We start from the raw sequence: 21,056 nt of genomic DNA, 5'->3' as shown, positions 1-21,056 counted from the left end.
CCCTCGGGTGCGGGCCCGGCGGCCTACTCGCCGGGCCCGCACCCGAGGAGCGGGGGGCTCACCGGGACTCGAGGTCCAGCAGGAACCTCTTCCGTTCCGGGTGACCGCCGTAGTGCCCTGCGGAGCCGTCGGACCGCACCACCCGGTGCACGGGCACGATGAGGGAGAACGGTGTGAGCCGACAGGCGGTGCCGACGGCCCTGGCCGCTCCGGGGTGGCCGGCGAGGACCGCGACCTCCCCGTAGCTCAGTGTCTGTCCCCACGGGATCTCGCAGACGGTGCGCAGCGCCGCCCGGTGGAAGCCGTCCACGAGGCGCCAGTCGAGAGCGACATGCTCGTCGAAGCGCACGGGCTCTCCGTCGAAGTACGCCTCCAGGAGCGGGACGAGCTCGTCGGCAGCTCCGGGCACGGGCTCCGGGACGGCGCCGAGCTGCCGAGACACGCCCTCCAGCAGCCAGGGCACCTGCGGATCCGCGGACTCGGACAGATCGAAGCGCACGATGCCGTCGTCGGAGAAGACCGCGAGGGCGTCGCCGAAGGGCGTCGGAGCGAAGTCGTAGCGGAAGGTCATGTCCTCATCCTGACCGTCCGGGGCGACAGCGGAGAACCGGTCGCCGGGTCCGTCGCGCGTTCCGTGGACAACGAGAGCGCACGACCATGCGGGCAGGAGTAGTCCGAGCGAGTGCCGCACCGGCGGTTTTTCACCGGAAACCCGCCGGGGATACCGATCTCCGGCGGTGTCGCGCCTAGGGTGTCAGTGTGTGGCGACGGGAAAGCAGGTCTGCGAACAACACGGCGGTGGACAACGCTGTGTCCCTCGGCGACCTGCGCGACTCGTCCACCGGCGTCGGCATCGCGCACGCCGCGGAGGCGGAGCGCACGCGGCTGCGGGCGGAGGCGGCTGATCTGGGTGGGCCTTCGCCGTTGAGCAGCTTCCGCGACGGCCCGGAGTCGGGCATCGACATCTCCAAGGCGCACCCCGGCAGCCTCCCGCAGTTCATCACCGGCAAGTCGACGCTCCTGTCCAACCTCTTCCGCGATGAGGTGGGTCTGCGCACCGCGCGGCTCGCCGCCGAGCGCATCACGGCCAAGAACACCGAGCTGCGCACCGTCCGCGGCATCGAAGCGGTCCACCTCGCCGTCGGCGTAGCACGGTGGCGCATCGGCGGGGCGACCTTCGCCGCCCCCGTCCTGCTGCGGCCGCTCGCGATCCGCCGCCATCACACCGATTTCGAGCTCAAGCTGCAGGGGGCGTTCGAGGTGAACCCGGAGCTCGTGCGGGTCGCCCGCGAGCACTTCGGGCTGACCCTCGATGCGTCAGCGCTCGCCGCACTCGCGTACGACGGCGGCATCTTCAAGCCCCAGCCCGTGATCGACAGCCTGCGCGCGCTGACCCGATCCATCGAGACGTTCTCCGTCGAACCGCGACTCGTCGTCTCCACCTTCGCCGACGTCGCCGGCGCCATGGCCCAGGACGGCGGCAGCCTCGATCATCCCGTCCTCAACGCGCTCGGCGGCCACGTCGGCGATCGTGAGCAGGTCACGGCACCCCGCGCCGTCCCGCACCACGTCGGGCCCGACGACCGTGCGCCCGCCTCGGACAACCTGCTGCTCGATGCGGATGCGGAGCAGGAGGCCGTGCTGGCCCGCATCGCCGCCGGGCACTCCCTCACCGTGGCGACCCTTCCGGGCACCGGAGGGACGCAGACCGTCATCAACGCGCTCGGGGAGCTGGTCCGCGCCGGGAAGAAGGTCCTCGTCGTCTCGGCCCGGCGGTCCACGCTCGACGGTGTTCGTCATCGCCTCGCCGGTATCGGGCTGGACAGCCTCGCGGTGTCGCCGGGGAGCCTGCGCCGCGATCTCGTCCGCGCGATCGGACGCAACGAGAAGGCGACGGCTCCGAAGGTCAGCGAGGTCGACGACGCGCTGGTGCGGCTGCGCACGGTGCTGCGCGACTACCGCGACGCGCTGACCGTCCCCGTCCCCGGTCTCGACGCCTCCGTGCTGGATGCGACCCGACACCTCACCCGGCTCGCCTCGCTTCCCGTCCCCCCGTCGACGACAGCGCGGTTGAGCGTGGATGCGCTGCGCAGGCTGGCAAGGGACCGCACGGACGCGGCCGCGGCGCTGGCGCAGGCCGCGCGCCTCGGAGAATTCCGCGTCGGGCCGAACGACTCGCCCTGGTACGGCGTCACCTTCGGTAGCACCGAGGCGGCCCGCGCCGCGCACGAGCTCGCCGGACGCCTGCACGCCGACAGCGTGCCCGCCCTGCTCGAGCGCGGGTACGAGCTCATCGCGCAGACGCACATGCGGCCCTTCTCGACGATCGACGAACTCGGCGAGTACCTCGGGCTGCTGGAGGGCATCCGCGACACGCTCGACCGCTTCAGTCCCACCGTGTTCGAGCGGCCGCTCGGGGAGCTCATCCAGGCCCACGGTTCGCGACGGGACGCGCCAGGGATGTCGGGGGCCAATCGTCGTCGACTTCGTCGCCTGGCCAAGGAATACGTCCGCCCGGGCGTGCACGTGACGGAGATGCACGAGGCGCTGCTGCGCATCCAAACCCAGCGCACCCAGTGGCAGCGGTACGTGGAGGCGGGCGTCGCTCCGGAGATCCCGCTCGGTCTGGCCGATGTGTCCTCCGCATGGCAGCGGGTCGAAGCGGAGTTGGCGGAGCTCGATGCCGCCCTCGGCCGCCGCGAGCCCCTCTCGTCCCTGCCGGTCGCACGGCTCGTGCGCATGCTCGCCGGCCTCGCCGCGAAGTCGGACGTCTTCGAGAACCTCGTCGAGCGTGCCCAGCTGCGCGACGAGCTCGCCCTCCTCGGCCTGGAGCCGCTGCTGACCGAGCTCTCGGTGCGGCACGTCTCCGAGGCGCGGGTGGGGGAGGAGCTCGAGTACGCCTGGTGGCAGTCCCTCCTGGAGCGCGCACTGCAGGACAACCGGGCGCTGCTCGGCGCGAACACCGCCGTGGTCGACCGCCTCGAGCGCGATTTCCGGCTGGTGGACGAGGCCCATGCGGCCATGGCAGGGCCGCTGCTCGCGTGGCAGCTCGCGAACCAGTGGCGCATCGCCATCGTCGACGAGCCCGAGCAGTCGCAGAACCTCCGCCGCGCCCTGACCCAGTCCGCGACGACGGCCGCGGAGGTCGTCAGCGCCGCGCCGACCCTCGTCGACGTGCTGGCTCCGGTCTGGATCTCGTCGCCCTATCTGGTGCCGGAGATCCCGGATGCGGTGGAGTTCGACACCGTGCTCCTCGTCGACGCCGCGGCCATCAACCTCGCCGAGGCGGCGCCGGCCATCCGCCGCGCCCGTCAGGTCGTGGCGTTCGGTGATCCGGTCACGCAGCGTCCCTCTCCCTTCCGCATCGCGGTCGACCCCGCCGAGGAGTGGGAGGAGGAGGTCCCGTTCGATGACGTCTCGGTCTTCGAGCGCCTGTCCGAGCTGTTCCCGGTGATGACCCTGACCCGCAGCTACCGGGCCGGCGGCGAGGATCTCGCGGAGCTCATCAACGACGCGTTCTACGGCGGCGAGATCGTCTCCCTCCCGTGGGCCGGTTCGTACCTGGGGCGCGGCAGCCTCACCGTCGACTACGTCGAAGGCGGTACCGGCGCGCCCGACCCCGTCTCGGGCGCCGTCGAGAGCCCGGACGCCGAGGTCGCCCGCGTCGTCACCCTCGTCGTCGAGCATGCGGTGCATCGCCCGACCGAATCGCTCATGGTCGTCACCGCCAGCACTCGCCATGCCGAGCGCGTGCGCGCCGCCGTGACCGCCGCCTTCGCGGGACGCTCCGACGTCGCCGACTTCGTCGCCCGCGACACCGCGGAGCCGTTCGCGGTGCTGACGCTCGAGGAGTCCGTCGCGGAGAGCCGCGACCGCGTCATCTTCTCCCTCGGCTTCGGGCTCACGAAGCACGGCCGTGTCCTCAGCGACTTCGGCGACCTGTCGACGCCCGACGGCGAGCGACTGCTGACCGTCGGGATGACCCGCGCACGGCGCTCGATGGTCATCGTCTCGTCCATCCGCCCCTCGGCCTTCGACGACGGGCGCCTCGAGCACGGCGCGGCCACGCTCATGTCGATCCTCGGCGGTCTCGCGGCCCGTGCCCGCGACGCGCGACTGGAGGACCTGGCCGACCCGCTCACCCTCGCACTGGCCAGGGAGCTCCGGCGTCTCGGGGCTTCCGTCGACGTCGACTATCGGGGACTCCTGCCGCTCGTGGCGCAGCACAACGGCAAGGCGGTCGTGATCGAGTCCGATCCGGAGTCCCGGGGAGAATCCCTGCGCGAGACGCTGCGGCTGCGCCCTCATGTGCTCCGTCGCCTCGGCTGGCACTACGTCCGGGTGCACGCGTTCGACCTCTACAGCGACCCGCGCACCGTGGCGTCCCGGATCGCGACGGTGCTCGGCATCTCGGAGACGGCCCCGCGCGCGGAGAACGACACGCAGCCCCTCGATCTCGGCGATCACCGGAATGACTGAGGGCCGGGACGAGCCGCGGCAGCGGGTCGTCCGGGTGCCGGGCTCCCGGCGGGCGCGGCTGACGCCGGTCGATGGCAGCGATCCGGCACCGGAGGTCCCGGAGGGCGGCGCGCCGCAGCGGTCGGCGCCCGGCGACCGGAAGGGTCCCAACGACGACCAGCTCCTCCGCGACGTGCCCCCGCATTACTGACGCGTCCGCCCCGGAAAAAGGAAGACCCACGGCCCTCCGAGGAGAGCCGTGGGTCGTGAGGGCGGTGCGGTCAGACGCCGCGCGGGCCCTGCTGGGTCTTGAGTAGATCGCGGATCTCGACGAGCAGCTCCGCCTCGGTCGCGGCGGCCGGCTCCTCCTCCGGCTCCTCGGCCGGCGTGCCCTTGCGCGCCTCGACGTGGGCCTTGAACGTGTTCATCGGCAGGACGAAGACGAAGTAGACCACCGCGGCGACGGCGAGGAAGCTGATGAGCGCCGAGATGAGGTCGCCGATCGGGAAGACGACCTCTTCGCCGTAGATGTTGGTGACAGGGATGCCGAACTTGCCGGCGGCATCGGCCTTGAGGAAGAGCGCGATGAGCGGGTTGATGATGCTGTTCACCACGGCCGTCACGACGGCCGTGAAGGCGGTGCCGACGACGACCGCGACGGCCAGATCGATGACGTTCCCGCGGAGCAGGAAGTCCTTGAAACCTTTGAGCATGGAAACCCCCAAGTCGACTGGGCCTCAGTCCGAGGCGGGAGTCGACGCAGCAGCCGGTTTGGCGCTCGTCGTCGAATCCGACTTCGATGATGCCGAAGCATCCTTCGAACCCCCGGATTTGGCGCGCGAGTCCGTGCGATAGAAGCCGGAGCCGTTGAAGGTCACGCCGATCGAGCCGTACCGCTTGCGCAGGGCGCCGCCGCACTCGGGGCAGACCGTGAGCGCGTCGTCGGAGAAGCTCTGGACGGCGTCGAACTGGTGCCCGCACGCGGTGCAGGCATAGGCGTAGGTGGGCATGGCGGTCCTTGCGGGTCAGCGTCGCCGGGGCGACAGATGCAGCGTCTGCGACGGGGTCACGATGCCGTCGACCGGCTGGTCGTGCACCTCACGCGGCAGTTCGTCGAGTACCTCGGAATCATAGATCACCGCGTACACCGGAGGGCATTTCTCCATGGAGCCGATGGTCTTGTCGAAGTAGCCGCGGCCCCAGCCCATCCGCATCCCCGAGCGGTCGACGGCGGCGGCGGGGACGATCATCAGGTCGACGTCGTTCACCGCGATCGGACCGAGCACCTCGCCGGTGGGCTCCGGCAGCCCGTACAGGCCCTCCGCGATCTCCTCGGTGTCGTCGGCGACGGCCCAGTCCAGCAGTCCGTCGGAGCGGGTGACCGGGAGGAGGACCCGGATCCCGCGGCGGACCGCGCGAGTCACGAACTCCCTGGTGCCCGGCTCCGTGGTGGTGGAGAGGAAGCAGGAGACGGAGCGGGCCCCGAGCTCGTCGACGAGGGCGTCGAGGCGTTCGCCGATCGCCTCGGCGGCGGCCTCGCGCTGCGGATCGGACAGCAGCTGACGCCGCTCGCGCAGCTCCGCGCGGAGGGCTCGCTTGGCGTGCTCGACGTCGTTAGCCATGGTCCGAGTCTAGGACGGCCCCCACCGGTAGGCTGTGGGAATGGCTCACGAGAAGATCAAGGCTGTCATTCCCGCTGCCGGGCTGGGGACACGATTCCTGCCCGCGACGAAGGCGATGCCGAAGGAGATGCTCCCCGTCGTCGACAAGCCGGCGATCCAGTACGTCGTCGAGGAGGCGGCGAACGCCGGGATCGAGGACATCCTCGTGATCATCGGGCGCAACAAGAACGCCATCTCCAACCACTTCGACTCCGTGCCGGAGCTCGAGGTGAAGCTCATGGAGAAGGGCGACACCGGTCGCCTGGAGCGCGTGATGAAGTCGAGCGACCTCGCCGACATCCACTTCGTCCGCCAGGGCGAGCCCAAGGGTCTCGGCCACGCCGTGCTCCGCGCTCGGACGCACGTCGGCGACAGCTCGTTCGCGGTGCTGCTCGGTGACGACCTCATCGACGAACGCGACCCGCTGCTCACGGAGATGATCGCGGAGCACGAGCGCACGGGTGCCGCCGTCATCGCCCTCATGGAGGTCGACCCGGACAACATCCACATGTACGGCGCCGCCGCCGTCGAGGCGATCGAGGGCTCGGACGCCGTTCGTGTCACGGGCCTCGTCGAGAAGCCTGCCAAGGAGGACGCCCCCTCCAACCTCGCGATCATCGGTCGCTACGTGCTCCCGGCGTCGGTCTTCGAGATCCTCGAGCGCACCGAACCCGGAAAGGGCGGCGAGATCCAGCTCACCGACGCGCTCCAGGAGCTGGCGACGGCGGACGGCGGACCCGGCGTGGTCGGCGTCGTCTTCGGAGGCCGCCGCTACGACACCGGTGACCGCGTGGACTACATCAAGGCGATCGTGCAGCTCGCGGCCGACCGTGACGACCTGGGCTCCGAGCTCCGCCCCTGGCTCAAGGACTTCGCGGAGCGCCTCTAGGCGCCTCGCGGTCGTCGGAGGTGCGGCGTGGAGCTGTCGACGGGGATGCGGCACGGACCGGTCGAGCTGCGTCTCATCCGGACGAAGGACGCGCGGCCTCTGCAGCAGGAGCTGCTCGCCAATCGCGCGTGGCTGCAGCCGTGGGAGGCGACCATCCCGCACGGAGCGGTCTCCTTCGACATGCGGGTCAGCATCCGTCGCCTGCTCCAGCAGTATCGGGACGGCGGCGGCTACCCGTTCGTGATGGAGTACGACGGCGAGGTCGCCGGACAGCTGAACGTCTGGGGCGTCGCCCGGGGCTCGCTGTGCTCGGCGACGATCGGCTACTGGGTGAGTGAGCGGTTCGCGGGTCGGGGGATCACCCCGACCGCGGTCGCGCTCGCCACGGACGCCTGTTTCACGGAGTACGGGCTGCATCGGATGGAGATCTGCATCCGCCCCGAGAACGCCGCGAGTCTGCGGGTCGTGCAGAAGCTCGGCTTCCGATACGAGGGGCTGCGCCGCCGGTACATCCACATCGACGGGGACTGGCGTGATCACTACGCCTTCGCCCTCACGCAGGAGGAGGTTCCGCAGGGTGTCCTCGCCCGGTGGATCCACGGACAGGTGCCGCCGCAGGCGGCGACGATCCCGCCGGCGGACCGTCTCACCCTCTGACGCCCCCGTCGCGGGAGGACTCGCCGCGACACGCGCCCCGACTGCACGGCGCGGCCGGTCCGCCGCCGTTACCGTTGACCTATGGACGGGCCGGTGCTGAGTGGGGGAGTGATCGTGCTCGTCGCCGTGCTCCTGTGGATGCTGTATCTCCTGCCCTCCTGGCGTGGCCGCTTCCAGTACAACGCCGCTGAGCGCAACGCCGTGCGGCTGAATCAGGCGCTGCGGATCCTCGCCGAGACGAGTGAGACTCCCGGCGAGGTGCACATGGAACTCAACGCCCGCACCGTCGTCGCGCAGCAGAAGCTCGCGAAGCGGTTGCAGGCCGAGCGGGAGGCCGCAGAGCTCGAAGCGCTCCGCCAGGAGCTCGCTGCGACCCGCGCCGATCCCGTGATCCGTCAGGCCCGCGCCCGCCGCCGCGTGCGTCTGGCGGCGACCGGCGCTCTCGTGCTCGGACTCGTCGCCGTCGGTCTCGGCATCTGGCAGCTCCTCGCCACCGGGGGCGCCGTGCTCCTCTGGAGCGGTGGAGCCACGGCGCTCGTGGCGACCATGGTCCTGCAGCGGATGGCGTCGGTCGCGGTGCGCGCCGCCCGTCGTCCGCAGGCCGCGGCGGTCGAGACCGTCGAGAGGAGAGAGGCCCCGGTCCTGCACGACCAGGGCCCCGCCACCTGGACTCCGCGTCCGCTTCCGGAGCCGATGGTGTCGGTCACAGGATCCCGCGCACAGGCGGCTCGCGCCGAGATCGATGCGCAGGAGGAGCGCCGCAAGGCCGCCCGAGTGGCCGCGCTCCGTGCCCGTGCCGAGGAGATGGCGCCGCCGGCGCCGGTCACCCTCCCGGCGGCATCGACGGAATCGCCGTACGCACGTATGGGATTCGTCGACGACGCCGAGATCGAGGAGCACGTGCGCCGGCTTCTGCAGCGCCGGGCCGCCGGTTGACGGCTGCGGTGAGCGCGGGTCTCCACCGCTGATACCGGATGCGGGAGAGTGTCGCTCCTCGCGTCAGCGCCGCTCGGGGCCGTAAAGTCGTGGGATGGGAACCATGCAGTACGGCTCCGGCAGCGAGATCCAGATCGAGGACCGCGCCCTGGCCCATCTGAAGGTCGCGATCGCGACCAAACTCCGTCGGAACGAGAGCTTCACGCTGTCCTGGAAGCACCCCGACGGGGATGTGCCGGGGCGCTCGACGATCTGGCTGCATCCGTCGATCCCGCTGCGCTTCACCTTCGGCGAGCCGGAGACGCCGGAGCTGAACGTGAAGTGGGTCCAAGCCCTCATGGTCGAGGCGAGCTCGTCGGGGGGCATCAGCCTCGTGGACGAGGTCATCGACGGCCCGGCCGACTGAGCGCCTCCGCTACTCGGCGGGGTACGCCTGTGTGGCGAGCTGCTGCGCGAGGTGCGCCGCGTTCCGGGCTGCCGTCGTGATCGCGGAGCTCACGGCCTCCGGAGTCTCGTCGAGGTCCTTGTAGTCCACGGTCTGCATGGCCTCGCCGTTCCAATAGACCGAGGTCTGCGCGGGGATCGTGTACCCGATGTCGTTCAGCGCCTGGAAGAGGATCGCGGAGATGTGGTGAGCGCCGTCCTCGTTCCCGACCACGCCGGCGATGGCGACCTTGTCGAACAGGATCGGGCGGCCCTGCTCGTCCGTCTCGCTGAGCTCGGCGTCGAGGCGCTCCAGCACGCGCTGGGCGACGCTCGAGTGCTGTCCCATCCACGTGGGCGTGACGAACACGAGGATGTCGGCGTCGAGGACGCGCTGTCGCAGGGTCGGCCACTGGTCGCCGTCACCCATGTCCTTCTCGACGCCGGGTCGGATGTCGACGTCGACCGCTCGGACGAGGTCGCCCGTCACGCCGTGCTCGGCGAGGGCATCGAGGAGCTGACGCGCGAGCAGATCCGAGCTCGACGACGCGGGGGAGGGCTTGAGCGTGCAGGAGATCGCGACGGCGGTGAGTGGAGTGTTCATGCTCCGACCCCACCAGAGATCCGGGCGGCGGCACAGGGCCTTTCCGGGTCCGGGCTATCCTGGTAGAGCACCGACGACAGGAGATCCCGTGATCCTCAGCTTCCTCTTCTTCATGATCATGTTCCTCGGAGGCTTCTGGCTGCTGGGGATCGCGCACGAGATGCCGGACACGCTCGCCGCGCTCACCTTCGTCGGCGGCATCCTGCTCGTCTCGCTGGCCCTCGGGTTCGCGATGCGTCAGCGCGGTTCCGCCACGCGTCGCTCCAAGAACTGGACCGGCAGCCCGACCGAGTGATCGCCGCGGGGCTGCGCCCCGCGCTCACCGTCGCCGGGCGAGCCTCGCTTCGAGGTTCGCCCGCACCGCCGGCCACTCCGGCTCGATGATGGAGTACTCCACGCTGTCCCGGAGCGCGCCGTTGCGGTAGCGGCTCATGGCCCGCATCACGCCGTCCTGCTTCGCGCCCAGTCGCTCGATCGCGGCGCGCGACTGGAAGTTCACCCACTGGGTCGTCAGCCCGACCCGGAAAACCCCGAGCGTCTCGAAGGCGTGGCGGAGGAGCAGCAGCTTCGATTCCGCGTTGGTACCCGTGCCGTGGGCGGACGGGCGGTTCCAGGTGTATCCGATGTGCAGCCGGGGGACGTCGGCGACGATGTCGTAGTACGAGGTGAGCCCCAGCACGCGACCGGCGGCGTCGAAGGCCGTGAACGGCACCATCTCGCCGGTGGCGACGAGGCCCAGGCGCCGGTCGACCTCGGCGGCGACTCCATCGGGTGCCGGAACAGAGGTGTACCAGGCCGTCTTCCACAGGTCGCCCTCGGTGACCGCTTCGACGAGCCCGTCGACGTGCGACCGGTCGAGAGGGCGGAGCTCGACGAGCTCACCGGTGAGAGTGACGGGGGCGGGGGCGACGTGGAAGGCCATGAGGTCATTCAACCAGCGTCGGGCGCTGCGCCCGGCCCTCAGGCGGGGACGGCCAGGTGCTCCCGGCTCAGCACGCGCTGGAACGCGAGGACGATCTCGATCGTCACGTCCAGCTCGAAGGCGAGGCTGGCCAGATGTGTGCCGCGCAGCTGCTCCGCCGCCGCGTAGGCCGACGGCGTGATCAGCCGTCGCGCGGCCCACTCATCGGCCTGCCGCTCCTGCCGAGCGCGAAAGGCGGGGTGCCGTGTGGGCAGGTGGCCGAGGTGGGCGTGACCGAGTTCGTGGGCGAGCACGCTGCGGGCGGTGCGCCTGCTCATCCCCGGAGCGAGCCGGATCGTCCGGGTGGCGGGTTGGAAGCCGCCGGGTGTGGGCCCGGGGCGCTCGACCACGCGAAGCCCGAGGTCGTCGGCCAGACGGAGGAGCTGCTGCATGGGCCTCCGTCCGATCGGTGTCGTCTACTCGTAGAGGTCGTCGGTGTCCGTCTCGCCGGTGGATCCGGATTCGAAGGCGACCTCGCGGGCATTATCGCGTGGGGTGGCGACATCGGTGCGGCGCCGGAGGGGAGTGACGATCGCCGACGTGCCGTCGGCGGCCAGACGCTCCTCGGCCCGGGCGACGAGGATGTGCGGCTCGACTCCCAGCGTGGCGCACACCGCGTAGACGACGGGCACCGGGATCGCGCGCTTGCCGGTCACGTAGTTGTCCAGCGCGCTCCGGGCGATGCCCACGTCGCGTGCCATGGCGGCGATGCTGCTTCGTGCCGCCGCGATCTCCGCCCGCATCTGACGGCCGACCGCCTCGTTGAACTCCTCGGCTGGTGTCTTCATCCGGCTCACCTTAGCAGCGGGCCGAGAGCAGGATGCCGTCATATTGGTCTCTCGTGACCGGACGAGTGTCCGTGCGCGGCGGTACCGTAGGCGCATGGGGACAGAACTGCGTCATCTGGTGGCATCGGCGGTGGAGGCTGCGCGCCTGCACGCCGGAGTGTCGTTCATCGAGCTCTCGGAGCGGGCCGGAATCGCGCCGGCCGCGCTGACCGACCTTCTCGAAGAGCGCGCGGACTTCACGATGGAGGATCTGGCGGGGATCGCGACGGTCCTCGGCGTCCCCGTCACGCGGCTGCTTCCCTGCGCGCCGTAGACGATGTCCGCTCGCGCCTCGGACCGGGCGATGCGATGAAGTAGCGTGGGCGCATGAAGACCGTTTCCTTCGGATCGACGACCGCTCCGGCCCTGATCGCCGGGATGATGCGCATCGACAGCCTCGACGACGAGCAGATCCGCGACCTGTACGCGACCGCCCGCGACGCGGGCATCGACTTCTTCGACCACGCGGACATCTACGGCGGGCAGATGCACCGCTGCGAAGCGCGATTCGCCGATGCCCTCCAGCTCAGCGCCACGGAGCGGGACGAGGTCGTGCTGCAGACCAAGTGCGGCATCGTGCCGGCGCAGGGCATGTTCGACTTCTCCTACGACCACATCATCGCGCAGGTCGAAGGCTCGCTCGCGGCCCTCCGCACGGACCGCATCGACGTGCTCCTGCTGCACCGGCCGGACGCCCTGGTCGAGCCGGACGAGGTGGCGCGCGCCTTCGATCATCTCGAGTCCTCGGGCAAGGTGCGGGCGTTCGGGGTGTCCAACCACACGCCCTCGCAGATCGAGCTGCTGAAGACCGCGGTGGGGCAGCCCCTGGTCGCGAACCAGCTGCAGCTGTCCCTCACACATGCGCCGATCATCGCGCAGCCCGTGGCCGCGAACATGGCGGGTCACGACCAGAGCATCGGACGGGACGGCGGCGGCATCGTCGACTACTGCCGGATCCACGGCATCACCGTGCAGGCGTGGTCGCCGTACCAGAGCGGCTTCGGTGGCGGGGTCTTCCTCGGGCACCCGGACTACCCCGAGCTCAACGCCGTGATCGAGCGCCTGGCGGGGGTCCACGGAGTGACGCCGACGGCGATCGCCACCGCCTGGATCACCCGTCACCCCGCCGGGATGCAGGTGGTCCTCGGAACGACGACACCGCACCGCGTCCAGGAGGCCGCGGCCGGGGCGGATGTCGTGCTCACCCGGGCCGAGTGGTACGAGCTCTTCCGCGCCGCGGGACACCTGCTGCCGTGATCCCTCCGCTCCGGCCCGCGCGTCGTCTACCCTGATCCCATGCCGTTCCTGTTCTCGCTCCTGGTCATCGCGCTGATGATCGGTGCACTGATCGACATCATCACGCGCGACGACTCGCAGGTGAAGTACCTGCCGAAGATGGTCTGGATCATCACCGTGATCCTCCTGCCGTTGATCGGCAGCGCGCTGTGGTTCGCGATCGGCCGGGAGTACGGGGAGGCCGGCGTCCCCCTCCCGCGGATGCGGCGAGCCGAGCGTCCGTCCGCCCCGACGGCCACCGTCGCACGGCCTGCGCCGTCGGTGGACACCCGTTCGACCGAGCAGCAGATCGCGGACCTCGACCGCGAGATCGAGGAGTGGCGGCTGCGCGAGGAGATCGAGAAGCGCCGTCGCGAACGCGGAGACGACGCCCTCCCGCAGTCCTAGCGATCGACCGCTCCGGGCTGTCAGGATGCCGTCATGAGCATCCTCGTGAACGTCGACAACTTCGCCCTCGCCGAGACCCACCGCATGATGCGCGACCTCCAGAAGGAGGCCGGGGGTGTGGATCGGTTCCTGCACAACAGGGCTCCGGCCGCGATCGACCGGCAGACCGTGATCCGGCTGAACCGGGACACGCTCTACAGCTTCGCCGTCCTGGACATCAGCGAGGGAGCCGCCTTCACGATCCCGGAGCACGGCGACCGCTACCTCTCGGCGATGGTCGTCAACGAGCAGCACTACGTGGATGCGATCTTCCACGAGGCGGGCGAGCACACCCTCACCAAGGCGCAGTTCGGGACGCCGTACGTCGTGCTCGCGGTGCGCATCCTCGTCGACCCCACCGATCCGACGGATGTGGCGGCGGTGACCGCCCTCCAGGACCGCATCGCCCTGCGCAGCGGGGCGGCCACGCCGTTCGCGATGCCGGACTACGACACCGTCACCCTCGACGAGACCCGCCGGGCGCTGCTCGCGTTGGCCCGGAACCTCCGGGGCTTCGACCGCATGTTCGGCAGCGCGGACGAGGTCGACCCGGTGCGGCACCTCATCGGCACGGCGGCGGGCTGGGGAGGGCTTCCTTCGTCCGAGGCGAGCTACATCGGCGTCGACCCGCGTCTGCCGGTGGGCCGGTACGAGCTCACGGTCGGCGAGGTCCCCGTCGACGGCTTCTGGTCGATCTCGGTGTACAACGCGGACGGCTTCTTCGAGCCGAACGATCGCGACGCCTACACGATCAACGACATCACCGGCGTCCGCAACGACGACGGCACGCTCACCGTCCGCTTCGGCGACCACCCGGAAGGCCTGCCGAACGTCCTGCCGATCACGGAGGGCTGGAACTACCTGGTCCGGCTCTATCGCCCCCGTCCCGAGGTGCTCGACGGCAGCTGGAAGTTCCCGACGCTCCAGGAATCGGCTTGACCCTGACGCGGCGTGAGGCGCGACCGTGGAGTCATGACTGATCACTACAACGCCTTCGAGATGAGCCCGGTGCCGACGCCCGGGCCCGACACGGTCGCACCGGAGCTGTTCCGGGGCATCTACGGGATGCCCGCTTTCATCACCGTCCCCACGACGGATCTCGCCGCCTCGGTCGAGTTCTGGACGCGGGGCCTGGGGTTCTTCGAGCTCTTCGGGGTGCCGGGGCGGGTCGTCCACCTCCGGCGGTGGGCCTTCCAGGACGTGCTGCTCGTGCCGGCGGAGACAGAACAGGAGGCCGTGCCGGACTTGCGGGTCAGTTTCGCGTGCGTGCTCGGCCAGATCGACCCGCTCGTCGAGGCCTGCCGGGCGTGGGATCCCGGCGCCGTCGAGGAGCCGATCGACACGCCCTGGAACACGCGGGATGTGGAGATCGTGACCCCTGAGAAGGTGCGCGTCGTCTTCACGGCGGCGAAGCCCTACGAGCCGGGGAGCGTCGAGGCGGCCACCCTCGCGCAGATGGGTATCCGTCCGCCCGCGGACCCGGCGGACAGCGGAGGAGGAGCGGATGCCGGATGACAGCGGCACCGCGGACCTGACCGTCGGTCGGGCCGCGGCGCTCGCCGGAGTGACGGTGCGGACGCTGCATCACTGGGACGACATCGGCCTGGCTCGCCCGTCCGCGCGTTCGTCGGCGGGATACAGGGTGTACACGGACGTCGATCAGGAGCGCCTGCGGCGGATCGTCGTCTATCGAGAGCTCGGTCTCGGTCTCGACGCGATCCGTCGGCTGCTGGACGATCAGGCCACGGACATCCTCACCGCGCTGCGCACGCAGCAGGGGGAACTCGCGGCCCGGATCGCACGTCTGACCGCTCTGCAGGCCGATCTGGAGCGGATGGTGTCCGCCCACGAGCGCGGTCTGATGCTGAACGAGGGCGAACAACGCGCAGTCTTCGGGCCGGACTGGAACCCGGCCTGGCCTCTCGATGCGCGCCGTCGCTGGGGCGACACGGTGCAGTGGCAGCAGTACGCGGAGCGATCCGCCGCGCGTGATGCGGGGGAATGGCAGGCCGTCGCGGACGCGATGCGGGAGGTGGAGTCGGCCCTCGCGACGGCGATGGATGCCGGTGCGGCTCCGGGGACGGCGGACGCCGACGCGCTCGTCGAGCGGCACCGCGCGGTCTTCTCGGCCTACTTCCCGCTGACCAGGGAGATGCAGGTCATCCTCGGCCGGCTGTTCACCACGGACCCCGGCTACGCGGCGCACTACGACGGCATCCGCCCGGGGCTGGCGGAGTGGTTCCGGCGCAGCATCGAGGCCGAGGCCCGGCGTCACGGCGTCGACCCGGAGTCCGCGACCTGGCGGTGACCCCGCTCCGCCCGTCGGGATCAGGCCGCGCGCGGTCCGGCGCTCAGGTCGGCGACGGCGAACGAGGCGCGGACGGCCTCTTCCAGGTCGGGGTAGCGGAAGGTGAAGCCGGCGGCGGTGAGCTTCTCGGGCAGGACCCAGCGGCTCTTCAACACGAGCTCGGTCTCGGTGCGGATGCCGATCGCGCCGAGCTCGAGCATCCAGCGCGGCATCGGCGGGCCGACCTTCGCCCCCAGCACCCGGCGCACGGTGGCCATGAAGGCGGCGTTGTCGACGGGGTGCGGCGAAGCGGCGTTGACCGGGCCCTCCAGCGCCGGGGTCTCCTCGAGGAACTCGATGATGCGCGCCACATCCTCGATGTGGATCCAGCTGAAGCGCTGCCGACCGCGACGGGCGCCGGGGAGGTGTGCGGTCCCGGCGGCCCGGCGCGCGGGGCCGACCGGCCAGAACCCGTCGTACTGCGGGCCGCCGAGGCCCAGTCGGGCGAGCGTGCGGAGCGGTTCCAGCACGCCGCCGTCGCCGAGGACGATGGCGCTGCGGAGAGCCACGCGACGGGTGCCGGGCAGGGCGTCGGCGAAGAGCGCGCGCTCCCACGCCTTGGCGACCTCGACCGAGAAGCCGGTGCCGATCTCGCCGGATGACTCCGTCATCGGCCGGTCCTCGGCATGTCGGTAGATGGTGGCCGTGGAGGAGTTGACCCACAGCGGCGGCGGAGTGGCGGCGCGGGAGATCGCGCGGCTCAGGGCTGCGGTCGTGTCCAGTCGGGAGCGGAAGATCTCGGCCCGGTTGCGCGGCGTGTACCGGCAGTTCACGCTCTTGCCCGCGAGGCCGATCACGAGGGACGACCCATCGACGGCGGCATCGATGCCGCCCTGGTCGCCCCAGGACAGGTCGCTGCCGGAGCGGGAGATCGTGACGACCTCGCGCCCGGCATCCCGCAGGCGTGCAGCGAGATACCGTCCCATGAAGCCCGTCGCTCCGCCGATGACCACCCGGTCCGTGCTCATGCGTCGTCGTCCTTCCGATCCGGTTCCAGGATGTAGCTGAAGTCGCCGCGGTATTCGTAGAGGCGCCCGAGGAGCGGCGCATCCACGGTCAGCCGCACGCGCTGCCGCTCGGCCTCCTCGTCCCAGCGCTCGACGAGCCGAACGACAGGGGCCACGACCCGCGGGATGCGGAGCCGGAAGCGCCCGACGCGGATGCCCACCGCGCGACTCGTCAGGTGCAGGGCGCCGGCACGGGGCTCCACGTCGAAGCAGGCCGCGACCAGGCCGGGCTCGCCGAGCTCGTCGACGATGCGGCCGTGCCTGGTCGGGGCCACGGCATCGCGCATCACCCACGGCCCGCCCGCGAATCGGAAGGTGCGCTCGGCGATCGCCCGGGAGGCGATGGTGCGGTTCTCGATGCGGAACGGCACGTCGCGCTCCCAGCGGGCGGCGATCACCCCGCGCCGTTCGAGGCGGCGGAGCAGGGGCCAGAGGGCCCGGCGGGGCGTGCCGACGCGCTGGAACGTCCCTTCGCCGACGCCGACCATCCCGTCGGGGACCGCCTGGAAGTAGGCCCGCAGCCGGGGGTGCAGCTCGGTGAGACGCGCGCCGAGAGCCCTCGCGTACGGGGACTGCGGCACGGGCGTCACGCTTCGAGCCTAGCCCGCGGAGGACCCCTCCCGGCCCGCGTCGTCGGTCGGGCGGAGCAAGCGGTCGAGGAGGGCGAGGGCCTCATGCTGCGGAGCGGTGTCGTCCAGGAGCCACTGCGTCTGCAGGCCGTCCGAAGCGGCGACGACGAGGGCGGCGACCGCGAGCGGATCGACGTCCGTACGGATGCTTCCGTCCTTCTGCTGCTCCCGGACCGTCTCGGCGATGTCGGCCCGCAGGCGGGCGAAGCGCTCGGTCGCGAACCTGCGGGCGGCGGGGTGGCCCTCCTCGAGAGCGCTGGCGACGAGCGTGGAGTAGAGCGGCACCAGACCGGGCACCTCGCGGTTGGCCCTGGCCGACCGGATCATGCCCTCGACGGGGTTCGCGGGTTCCGGGTCGGTCTTCCGTTCCGGCGCGTTGCTCTCGACGTAGACCGCGACGAGCAGCTCCTCCAGCGACCCGAAGTAGTGGGTGAGGGCGGCATGCGTCACCCCCACCGCCTTCGCGATCGCCCGCAGGCTCGTGCGGTCGGCGCCCCGGGCCGCGAACACCTCGATCGCGCGGTCCAGGATCTCCTGGCGCCGCGCGACGCCCTTGGCGTAGGCGCCGCGCGGGCGCGGGCGTTCGGAGTCCTCGGAGGGTGCGGGGGGCATGGCCCGAGTCTAGCGACAGAAAACTTCCATGTGGAGGTATTCGGTGCTAGCGTGCCTCCGGGGCGCGATGCCCGCCTGTCGCCGACGACCGAGGAGCACGACCGATGACGATCCAGACCTCTCTCCAGCTGTTCACGATCCGCGAGCAGCTGGAGGCCGACCTCGAGGGCACGCTCGCCGCCGTCGCGGCGCGCGGATTCAGCGCGGTCGAGCCCTACGACTTCGTCCGCCGGGCGGAGGCGATGGCTGCCGCGGTGTCGGCCGCTGGACTGACGGCCCCCTCCGGGCATGCCTTCCTCGCCACGCCGACCTTCGTGCGCCCGGACGGTTCCGGCACGACGGCCCCCGTCCCTTCGCCGGCGGAGGTCTTCGCGGCCGCGAAGACGCTCGGCATGGACACGGTGATCGATCCGTACACCGAGCCTGCGCGCTGGGAACAGGTCGATCAGATCGTCGAGACCGCCCGGCTGCTCAACGAGGCGGCGGAGATCGGCGCCGAGGCCGGCGTCCGGGTCGGCTACCACAACCACGCGCATGAGCTGGAGGCGGAGTTCGACGGGGTGACCGGGCTGGAGGTCCTCGCGGAGCACCTCGATGAGCGCGTCGTGCTGGAGGTCGACCTGTACTGGGTGGCCCGCGGCGGTGTCGACCCGGTGACCCTCGTGGAGCGTCTCGGCGAGCGCGTGATCGCCGTGCACGCGAAGGACGGCACCCTCGACCCCGCGCTGCTGGACGCCTACCCGCCCGCGGATCAGGTGCCCGCGGGCGACGGGGCGGTGCCGCTCCGGGAGGCCATCGCCGCCGCGCCGGCGCTCGAACTCGCCATCGTCGAGTTCGACCACTACGACGGCGATCTGTTCGACGCCATCGAGCGCAGCCGGGTCTTCCTCGACGCCGAGGCGGCGCGCTGATGGTGCGCGGCGGCGACGTCGTCGGCGTCGGCCTCATCGGCGCGGGCAACATCAGCGACCAGTATCTGCAGAACCTCACGCGCTTCCCGGACGTGGAGGTGCGGGCGATCGGCGACCTCGTCGAGGAGCGTGCACGCGCGCAGGCCGCGGCGTACGGGGTGCCGCGAGCCGGGGGCGTCGAGGTGGTGCTCGATGATCCCGACATCGACATCGTCGTGAACCTCACGATCCCCGCCGCGCACGTCGCCGTCTCGGAGGCGATCGTCGCCGCGGGGAAGCACGTGTGGACGGAGAAGCCGCTCGGCGTGGACCGCGAGGAGGCGCGAGGCCTGCTGGAGGCGGCCGCGGCGGCCGGACTCCGCGTCGGCGTCGCGCCGGACACCGTCCTCGGTCCCGGCGTGCAGACCGCGAAGCGTGCCATCGCCCGCGGCGACATCGGCCGCCCGCTGTTCGGCCAGACGACCTTCCAGTGGCAGGGGCCGGAGATCTTCCACCCGAACCCCGCGTTCCTCTACGCGAAGGGGGCGGGGCCGCTCCTCGACATGGGGCCGTACTACGTCTCGACCCTCGTGCACGTCTTCGGGCCGGTCGCCGCGGTCGCCGCCCTCGGGCTGCAGGGATCGCCGACCCGCCGGGTACAGGTCGGCGATCGCGCCGGGGAGGAGTTCCCGGTCGAGATCCCGTCCACGCTCAGCGTCCTGATGGACTTCGAGGGTGGCGGACAGGCGCAGAGCCTCTACAGCACGGACTCGCCGCTGGTGCGGCAGGGGATCGTGGAGATCACGGGGACCGAGGGCACCCTGGTCATCCCCGACCCGAACACGTTCGGCGGGCCGATCACGATCACCCGGCCGCTGTCCCGACACTTCGTGCCGCCGGAGCCGGTGGTGCAGGAGGTCATCGACGTCGTGCCGGAAGGCGTGCTCGCGGGGCGCGGGCTCGGGCTGCTCGACATGGCGCGCGCGATCGCCGAGGGCCGACCGCACGTCGCCACCGGCGAGTTCGGGTACCACGTGCTCGACACCCTGCTCTCGATCGAGGAGGCTGCGGCGCGGCGCACCTTCGTGGAGGTCGCGAGCACGCTGGATCAGGTGGGCGCGCTGCCCGCCGACTTCGATCCCTTCGCGGCGACGTAGCGGTCGACGTTCGCGGGGGAGAGCACCTCGCGGGCGACCATGATCGCCGCCCCCAGCACCGCCGCGCGGTCACCTGCCTGCGACTGCACGATCGCAAGGTGCTGGGTGGCGAGCGGGATCGAGCGGCGGTAGACGACCTCGCGGACCCCGGCGAGCAGATGCTCGCCGGCGCGGGCGATGCTGCCGCCGAGCACGATGATCGACGGGTTCAGCAGGTTCACGACCGTCGCGAGCACCTCGCCGACGTCGCGGCCGGCCTGACGGGTGGCCTCGATGGCTGCCGCATTGCCGGCGCGGACGAGGCCGACGACGTCGGAGGCAGTGTGCACGTCATGCCCCTCGGCGCGCAGCGCGACGGCGAGGGCCGACCCGCTCGCGAGGGCTTCGAGATCCCGTTCATCGCCCGGCTGCCGCGCCGAGCCCGCGCTCATCGGCACCTGGACGTGGCCCATGTCGCCCGCCGACCCCTGGGCACCGCGCTGGAGCTGCCCGCCGGCGATGATCCCTGCGCCGATTCCCGTCGACACCTTCACGAACACGAGGTCGTCCACCCGGGGCCAGCTCGTGGCCTGCTCGCCGAGGGCGAGGATGTTCACGTCGTTGTCGACGAGGACCGGCACGTCGAACGTGCGCTGCACGTAGCCCGGGACGTCGAACCGGTCCCAGCCCGGCATGATCGGCGGGTTCGTCGGGCGCCCCGTGGAGTGCTCGACGGGGCCGGGGACGCCGATGCCCACGCCCACGAGGGGGAGGCCGCCGACGGTCGCCTCGAGCAGGGCGCTGCCCTCCGCGAGGATCGCGTCCAGCAGGGCCTCCGGCCCATCGCCGATGTCGATCGCGCGCGTGCGTGCGTCCAGGATCACGCCGGCGAGGTCGGCCACGGCGACGGTCGCGTGGGTGGCTCCGAGGTCGACGGCCAGGACGAGCCCGGCGCGCGGGTTGAACGCCACGCGGGCGGGAGGACGACCTCCGGTCGACACCGCTTCACCGGCGGGGCGCAGGAGGTCGGCGGCCAGCAGAGCATCGACCCGGGAGGCGACGGTGGAGCGGGCCAGTCCGGTGAGGGCGGCGAGCTCCGCCTTGGTGCGGGCGTGCCCGTCGCGGAGGATCTGGAAGATCTCGCCGGTCCCGGGGGAGGGCGTCGCAAGCGGTCTCAGCACGTCAACCATGGCGTCAGTAAAGCACAGCACTTCCTCCGCTCCGTGGTGCGACTTCGAATTCGTTACACACAACTTTTGACGAAGGACTAGCAAAAGTCCTCATCGCTGTGTCAGAC

General features: G+C 71.2%; 27 protein-coding genes. 15 read left to right on the top strand and 12 right to left on the bottom strand.

All coding sequences use genetic code 11. The features are described from left to right. Positions 1–58: 58 nt before the first annotated feature. The gene (locus tag MICNX66_RS11810; protein ID WP_187662048.1) at positions 59–571 is read right to left on the bottom strand and encodes a methylated-DNA--[protein]-cysteine S-methyltransferase; all 513 of its coding nucleotides are present in this window, start codon (positions 569–571) and stop codon (positions 59–61) included. A gap of 227 nt (positions 572–798) precedes the next feature. Here MICNX66_RS11810 and MICNX66_RS11805 point away from each other — a divergent pair, with 227 nt between their 5' ends. After that, complete coding sequence (locus MICNX66_RS11805) at positions 799–4,479, top strand: AAA family ATPase (RefSeq protein WP_232089062.1); 3,681 nt, start codon at positions 799–801, stop codon at positions 4,477–4,479. After that, entirely contained in the window at positions 4,472–4,669 is a 198-nt protein-coding gene (locus MICNX66_RS11800) for a hypothetical protein (RefSeq protein WP_187662047.1), read from the top strand. The genes MICNX66_RS11805 and MICNX66_RS11800 overlap by 8 nt, the downstream gene beginning before the upstream one ends. Positions 4,670–4,739: 70 nt before the next feature. Here MICNX66_RS11800 and mscL read toward each other — a convergent pair whose 3' ends face one another. From mscL to MICNX66_RS11785, 3 genes are read right to left on the bottom strand one after another with little or no spacing between them, the layout of a single operon-like run. Then, positions 4,740–5,171 carry a large conductance mechanosensitive channel protein MscL gene (gene mscL / locus MICNX66_RS11795; RefSeq protein ID WP_187662046.1) on the bottom strand — a complete coding sequence of 144 codons (432 nt, stop codon included), beginning with the start codon at positions 5,169–5,171 and terminating at the stop codon, positions 4,740–4,742. Between the two features lie 24 nt (positions 5,172–5,195). Continuing rightward, positions 5,196–5,468 carry an FmdB family zinc ribbon protein gene (locus MICNX66_RS11790; protein ID WP_187662045.1) on the bottom strand — a complete coding sequence of 91 codons (273 nt, stop codon included), beginning with the start codon at positions 5,466–5,468 and terminating at the stop codon, positions 5,196–5,198. A 15-nt stretch (positions 5,469–5,483) separates the two neighbouring features. After that, positions 5,484–6,080, bottom strand: a complete 597-nt coding sequence (locus tag MICNX66_RS11785; protein ID WP_187662044.1) for a 5-formyltetrahydrofolate cyclo-ligase — start codon at positions 6,078–6,080, stop codon at positions 5,484–5,486. 40 nt (positions 6,081–6,120) lie between these two features. Between MICNX66_RS11785 and galU the strand changes: the two genes are divergently transcribed. From galU to MICNX66_RS11765, 4 genes are all read left to right on the top strand, one after another. Further along, on the top strand, positions 6,121–7,008 hold the full coding sequence (gene galU / locus MICNX66_RS11780; protein ID WP_187662043.1) for a UTP--glucose-1-phosphate uridylyltransferase GalU: 888 nt from the start codon (positions 6,121–6,123) through the stop codon (positions 7,006–7,008). A gap of 45 nt (positions 7,009–7,053) precedes the next feature. Continuing rightward, entirely contained in the window at positions 7,054–7,665 is a 612-nt protein-coding gene (locus MICNX66_RS11775; RefSeq protein ID WP_187664199.1) for a GNAT family N-acetyltransferase, read from the top strand. Between the two features lie 81 nt (positions 7,666–7,746). After that, a complete protein-coding gene (locus tag MICNX66_RS11770) occupies positions 7,747–8,601 on the top strand; it encodes a hypothetical protein (RefSeq protein ID WP_187662042.1) in 855 nt (284 codons plus the stop codon). Between the two features lie 94 nt (positions 8,602–8,695). After that, positions 8,696–9,007 carry a DUF7882 family protein gene (locus MICNX66_RS11765; RefSeq protein WP_187662041.1) on the top strand — a complete coding sequence of 104 codons (312 nt, stop codon included), beginning with the start codon at positions 8,696–8,698 and terminating at the stop codon, positions 9,005–9,007. Between the two features lie 9 nt (positions 9,008–9,016). Here the strand turns inward: MICNX66_RS11765 and MICNX66_RS11760 are convergent, their stop codons facing one another. Continuing rightward, entirely contained in the window at positions 9,017–9,628 is a 612-nt protein-coding gene (locus MICNX66_RS11760; RefSeq protein ID WP_187662040.1) for a flavodoxin family protein, read from the bottom strand. A gap of 88 nt (positions 9,629–9,716) precedes the next feature. Here MICNX66_RS11760 and MICNX66_RS11755 point away from each other — a divergent pair, with 88 nt between their 5' ends. Then, positions 9,717–9,923 (top strand): hypothetical protein, encoded by a 207-nt coding sequence (locus MICNX66_RS11755; RefSeq protein WP_025105563.1) that lies wholly within the window; start codon positions 9,717–9,719, stop codon positions 9,921–9,923. Positions 9,924–9,947: 24 nt separating this feature from the next. Here MICNX66_RS11755 and MICNX66_RS11750 read toward each other — a convergent pair whose 3' ends face one another. Genes MICNX66_RS11750 through MICNX66_RS11740 form a run of 3 tightly spaced genes read right to left on the bottom strand, consistent with a single transcriptional unit; the run spans position 9,948 to position 11,377 of the window. Next, positions 9,948–10,550: a GNAT family N-acetyltransferase gene (locus MICNX66_RS11750; protein ID WP_187662039.1), complete on the bottom strand. Its 603-nt coding sequence runs from the start codon at positions 10,548–10,550 to the stop codon at positions 9,948–9,950. 38 nt (positions 10,551–10,588) lie between these two features. Next, a complete protein-coding gene (locus tag MICNX66_RS11745; RefSeq protein WP_187662038.1) occupies positions 10,589–10,981 on the bottom strand; it encodes an ImmA/IrrE family metallo-endopeptidase in 393 nt (130 codons plus the stop codon). A gap of 24 nt (positions 10,982–11,005) precedes the next feature. Next, entirely contained in the window at positions 11,006–11,377 is a 372-nt protein-coding gene (locus MICNX66_RS11740) for a helix-turn-helix domain-containing protein (RefSeq protein WP_232089061.1), read from the bottom strand. Between the two features lie 94 nt (positions 11,378–11,471). Here MICNX66_RS11740 and MICNX66_RS11735 point away from each other — a divergent pair, with 94 nt between their 5' ends. The 6 genes from MICNX66_RS11735 to MICNX66_RS11710 are packed head-to-tail and all read left to right on the top strand — an operon-like array spanning position 11,472 to position 15,446. Further along, positions 11,472–11,690, top strand: coding sequence for a helix-turn-helix domain-containing protein (locus MICNX66_RS11735; protein WP_232089060.1), 219 nt, complete (start codon positions 11,472–11,474; stop codon positions 11,688–11,690). 53 nt (positions 11,691–11,743) lie between these two features. Continuing rightward, on the top strand, positions 11,744–12,673 hold the full coding sequence (locus tag MICNX66_RS11730) for an aldo/keto reductase (protein WP_187662036.1): 930 nt from the start codon (positions 11,744–11,746) through the stop codon (positions 12,671–12,673). Between the two features lie 39 nt (positions 12,674–12,712). After that, on the top strand, positions 12,713–13,099 hold the full coding sequence (locus MICNX66_RS11725) for a PLD nuclease N-terminal domain-containing protein (protein ID WP_187662035.1): 387 nt from the start codon (positions 12,713–12,715) through the stop codon (positions 13,097–13,099). Between the two features lie 33 nt (positions 13,100–13,132). Next, positions 13,133–14,077 carry a DUF1214 domain-containing protein gene (locus MICNX66_RS11720; RefSeq protein WP_187662034.1) on the top strand — a complete coding sequence of 315 codons (945 nt, stop codon included), beginning with the start codon at positions 13,133–13,135 and terminating at the stop codon, positions 14,075–14,077. Between the two features lie 33 nt (positions 14,078–14,110). Continuing rightward, the gene (locus MICNX66_RS11715) at positions 14,111–14,653 is read left to right on the top strand and encodes a VOC family protein (protein WP_187662033.1); all 543 of its coding nucleotides are present in this window, start codon (positions 14,111–14,113) and stop codon (positions 14,651–14,653) included. Next, entirely contained in the window at positions 14,643–15,446 is an 804-nt protein-coding gene (locus MICNX66_RS11710) for a MerR family transcriptional regulator (protein ID WP_187662032.1), read from the top strand. The genes MICNX66_RS11715 and MICNX66_RS11710 overlap by 11 nt, the downstream gene beginning before the upstream one ends. A 20-nt stretch (positions 15,447–15,466) precedes the next feature. On the opposite strand, the gene MICNX66_RS11705 is transcribed toward MICNX66_RS11710, so the two are convergent. Genes MICNX66_RS11705 through MICNX66_RS11695 form a run of 3 tightly spaced genes read right to left on the bottom strand, consistent with a single transcriptional unit; the run spans position 15,467 to position 17,733 of the window. Then, positions 15,467–16,453 carry an epimerase gene (locus tag MICNX66_RS11705; RefSeq protein WP_187662031.1) on the bottom strand — a complete coding sequence of 329 codons (987 nt, stop codon included), beginning with the start codon at positions 16,451–16,453 and terminating at the stop codon, positions 15,467–15,469. Beyond that, complete coding sequence (locus MICNX66_RS11700) at positions 16,450–17,082, bottom strand: DUF4166 domain-containing protein (protein WP_187662030.1); 633 nt, start codon at positions 17,080–17,082, stop codon at positions 16,450–16,452. The genes MICNX66_RS11705 and MICNX66_RS11700 overlap by 4 nt, the downstream gene beginning before the upstream one ends. A 9-nt stretch (positions 17,083–17,091) precedes the next feature. Beyond that, the gene (locus MICNX66_RS11695; protein WP_187662029.1) at positions 17,092–17,733 is read right to left on the bottom strand and encodes a TetR/AcrR family transcriptional regulator; all 642 of its coding nucleotides are present in this window, start codon (positions 17,731–17,733) and stop codon (positions 17,092–17,094) included. 104 nt (positions 17,734–17,837) lie between these two features. Between MICNX66_RS11695 and MICNX66_RS11690 the strand changes: the two genes are divergently transcribed. Together MICNX66_RS11690 and MICNX66_RS11685 are read left to right on the top strand one after the other, a co-directional pair. Then, positions 17,838–18,644, top strand: a complete 807-nt coding sequence (locus tag MICNX66_RS11690) for a sugar phosphate isomerase/epimerase family protein (RefSeq protein ID WP_187662028.1) — start codon at positions 17,838–17,840, stop codon at positions 18,642–18,644. Next, positions 18,644–19,780: a Gfo/Idh/MocA family protein gene (locus MICNX66_RS11685; RefSeq protein ID WP_187662027.1), complete on the top strand. Its 1,137-nt coding sequence runs from the start codon at positions 18,644–18,646 to the stop codon at positions 19,778–19,780. Before MICNX66_RS11690 ends, MICNX66_RS11685 begins: the two co-directional genes overlap by 1 nt. Here MICNX66_RS11685 and MICNX66_RS11680 read toward each other — a convergent pair. Then, positions 19,732–20,949, bottom strand: a complete 1,218-nt coding sequence (locus MICNX66_RS11680) for an ROK family transcriptional regulator (RefSeq protein ID WP_232089059.1) — start codon at positions 20,947–20,949, stop codon at positions 19,732–19,734. The two genes, MICNX66_RS11685 and MICNX66_RS11680, sit on opposite strands and share 49 nt — an antisense overlap. Between the last annotated feature and the right edge of the window lie 107 nt (positions 20,950–21,056).

The organism is Microbacterium sp. Nx66, from assembly GCF_904066215.1.
GTDB classification, from domain to species: Bacteria; Actinomycetota; Actinomycetes; order Actinomycetales; family Microbacteriaceae; genus Microbacterium; species Microbacterium meiriae.
The sequence above is the reverse complement of the archived record's forward strand: the minus strand, read 5'-3'. Positions and strand labels throughout refer to the sequence as shown.

What these genes read in the sequence shown, in the direction of transcription:
- MICNX66_RS11765 (WP_187662041.1), top strand. Translation starts at nt 8,696, where the DNA reads ATGGGAACCATGCAGTACGGCTCCGGCAGCGAGATCCAGATCGAGGAC.
- MICNX66_RS11790 (WP_187662045.1), bottom strand. Translation starts at nt 5,468, where the DNA reads ATGCCCACCTACGCCTATGCCTGCACCGCGTGCGGGCACCAGTTCGAC.
- MICNX66_RS11695 (WP_187662029.1), bottom strand. Translation starts at nt 17,733, where the DNA reads ATGCCCCCCGCACCCTCCGAGGACTCCGAACGCCCGCGCCCGCGCGGC.
- MICNX66_RS11770 (WP_187662042.1), top strand. Translation starts at nt 7,747, where the DNA reads ATGGACGGGCCGGTGCTGAGTGGGGGAGTGATCGTGCTCGTCGCCGTG.
- MICNX66_RS11800 (WP_187662047.1), top strand. Translation starts at nt 4,472, where the DNA reads ATGACTGAGGGCCGGGACGAGCCGCGGCAGCGGGTCGTCCGGGTGCCG.
- MICNX66_RS11725 (WP_187662035.1), top strand. Translation starts at nt 12,713, where the DNA reads ATGCCGTTCCTGTTCTCGCTCCTGGTCATCGCGCTGATGATCGGTGCA.
- MICNX66_RS11735 (WP_232089060.1), top strand. Translation starts at nt 11,472, where the DNA reads ATGGGGACAGAACTGCGTCATCTGGTGGCATCGGCGGTGGAGGCTGCG.
- MICNX66_RS11745 (WP_187662038.1), bottom strand. Translation starts at nt 10,981, where the DNA reads ATGCAGCAGCTCCTCCGTCTGGCCGACGACCTCGGGCTTCGCGTGGTC.
- MICNX66_RS11775 (WP_187664199.1), top strand. Translation starts at nt 7,054, where the DNA reads ATGCGGCACGGACCGGTCGAGCTGCGTCTCATCCGGACGAAGGACGCG.
- MICNX66_RS11690 (WP_187662028.1), top strand. Translation starts at nt 17,838, where the DNA reads ATGACGATCCAGACCTCTCTCCAGCTGTTCACGATCCGCGAGCAGCTG.
- MICNX66_RS11720 (WP_187662034.1), top strand. Translation starts at nt 13,133, where the DNA reads ATGAGCATCCTCGTGAACGTCGACAACTTCGCCCTCGCCGAGACCCAC.
- MICNX66_RS11760 (WP_187662040.1), bottom strand. Translation starts at nt 9,628, where the DNA reads ATGAACACTCCACTCACCGCCGTCGCGATCTCCTGCACGCTCAAGCCC.
- MICNX66_RS11685 (WP_187662027.1), top strand. Translation starts at nt 18,644, where the DNA reads ATGGTGCGCGGCGGCGACGTCGTCGGCGTCGGCCTCATCGGCGCGGGC.
- MICNX66_RS11785 (WP_187662044.1), bottom strand. Translation starts at nt 6,080, where the DNA reads ATGGCTAACGACGTCGAGCACGCCAAGCGAGCCCTCCGCGCGGAGCTG.
- MICNX66_RS11730 (WP_187662036.1), top strand. Translation starts at nt 11,744, where the DNA reads ATGAAGACCGTTTCCTTCGGATCGACGACCGCTCCGGCCCTGATCGCC.
- MICNX66_RS11715 (WP_187662033.1), top strand. Translation starts at nt 14,111, where the DNA reads ATGACTGATCACTACAACGCCTTCGAGATGAGCCCGGTGCCGACGCCC.
- MICNX66_RS11750 (WP_187662039.1), bottom strand. Translation starts at nt 10,550, where the DNA reads ATGGCCTTCCACGTCGCCCCCGCCCCCGTCACTCTCACCGGTGAGCTC.
- MICNX66_RS11705 (WP_187662031.1), bottom strand. Translation starts at nt 16,453, where the DNA reads ATGAGCACGGACCGGGTGGTCATCGGCGGAGCGACGGGCTTCATGGGA.
- galU (WP_187662043.1), top strand. Translation starts at nt 6,121, where the DNA reads ATGGCTCACGAGAAGATCAAGGCTGTCATTCCCGCTGCCGGGCTGGGG.
- MICNX66_RS11740 (WP_232089061.1), bottom strand. Translation starts at nt 11,377, where the DNA reads ATGAAGACACCAGCCGAGGAGTTCAACGAGGCGGTCGGCCGTCAGATG.
- MICNX66_RS11710 (WP_187662032.1), top strand. Translation starts at nt 14,643, where the DNA reads ATGCCGGATGACAGCGGCACCGCGGACCTGACCGTCGGTCGGGCCGCG.
- MICNX66_RS11680 (WP_232089059.1), bottom strand. Translation starts at nt 20,949, where the DNA reads ATGGTTGACGTGCTGAGACCGCTTGCGACGCCCTCCCCCGGGACCGGC.
- MICNX66_RS11810 (WP_187662048.1), bottom strand. Translation starts at nt 571, where the DNA reads ATGACCTTCCGCTACGACTTCGCTCCGACGCCCTTCGGCGACGCCCTC.
- mscL (WP_187662046.1), bottom strand. Translation starts at nt 5,171, where the DNA reads ATGCTCAAAGGTTTCAAGGACTTCCTGCTCCGCGGGAACGTCATCGAT.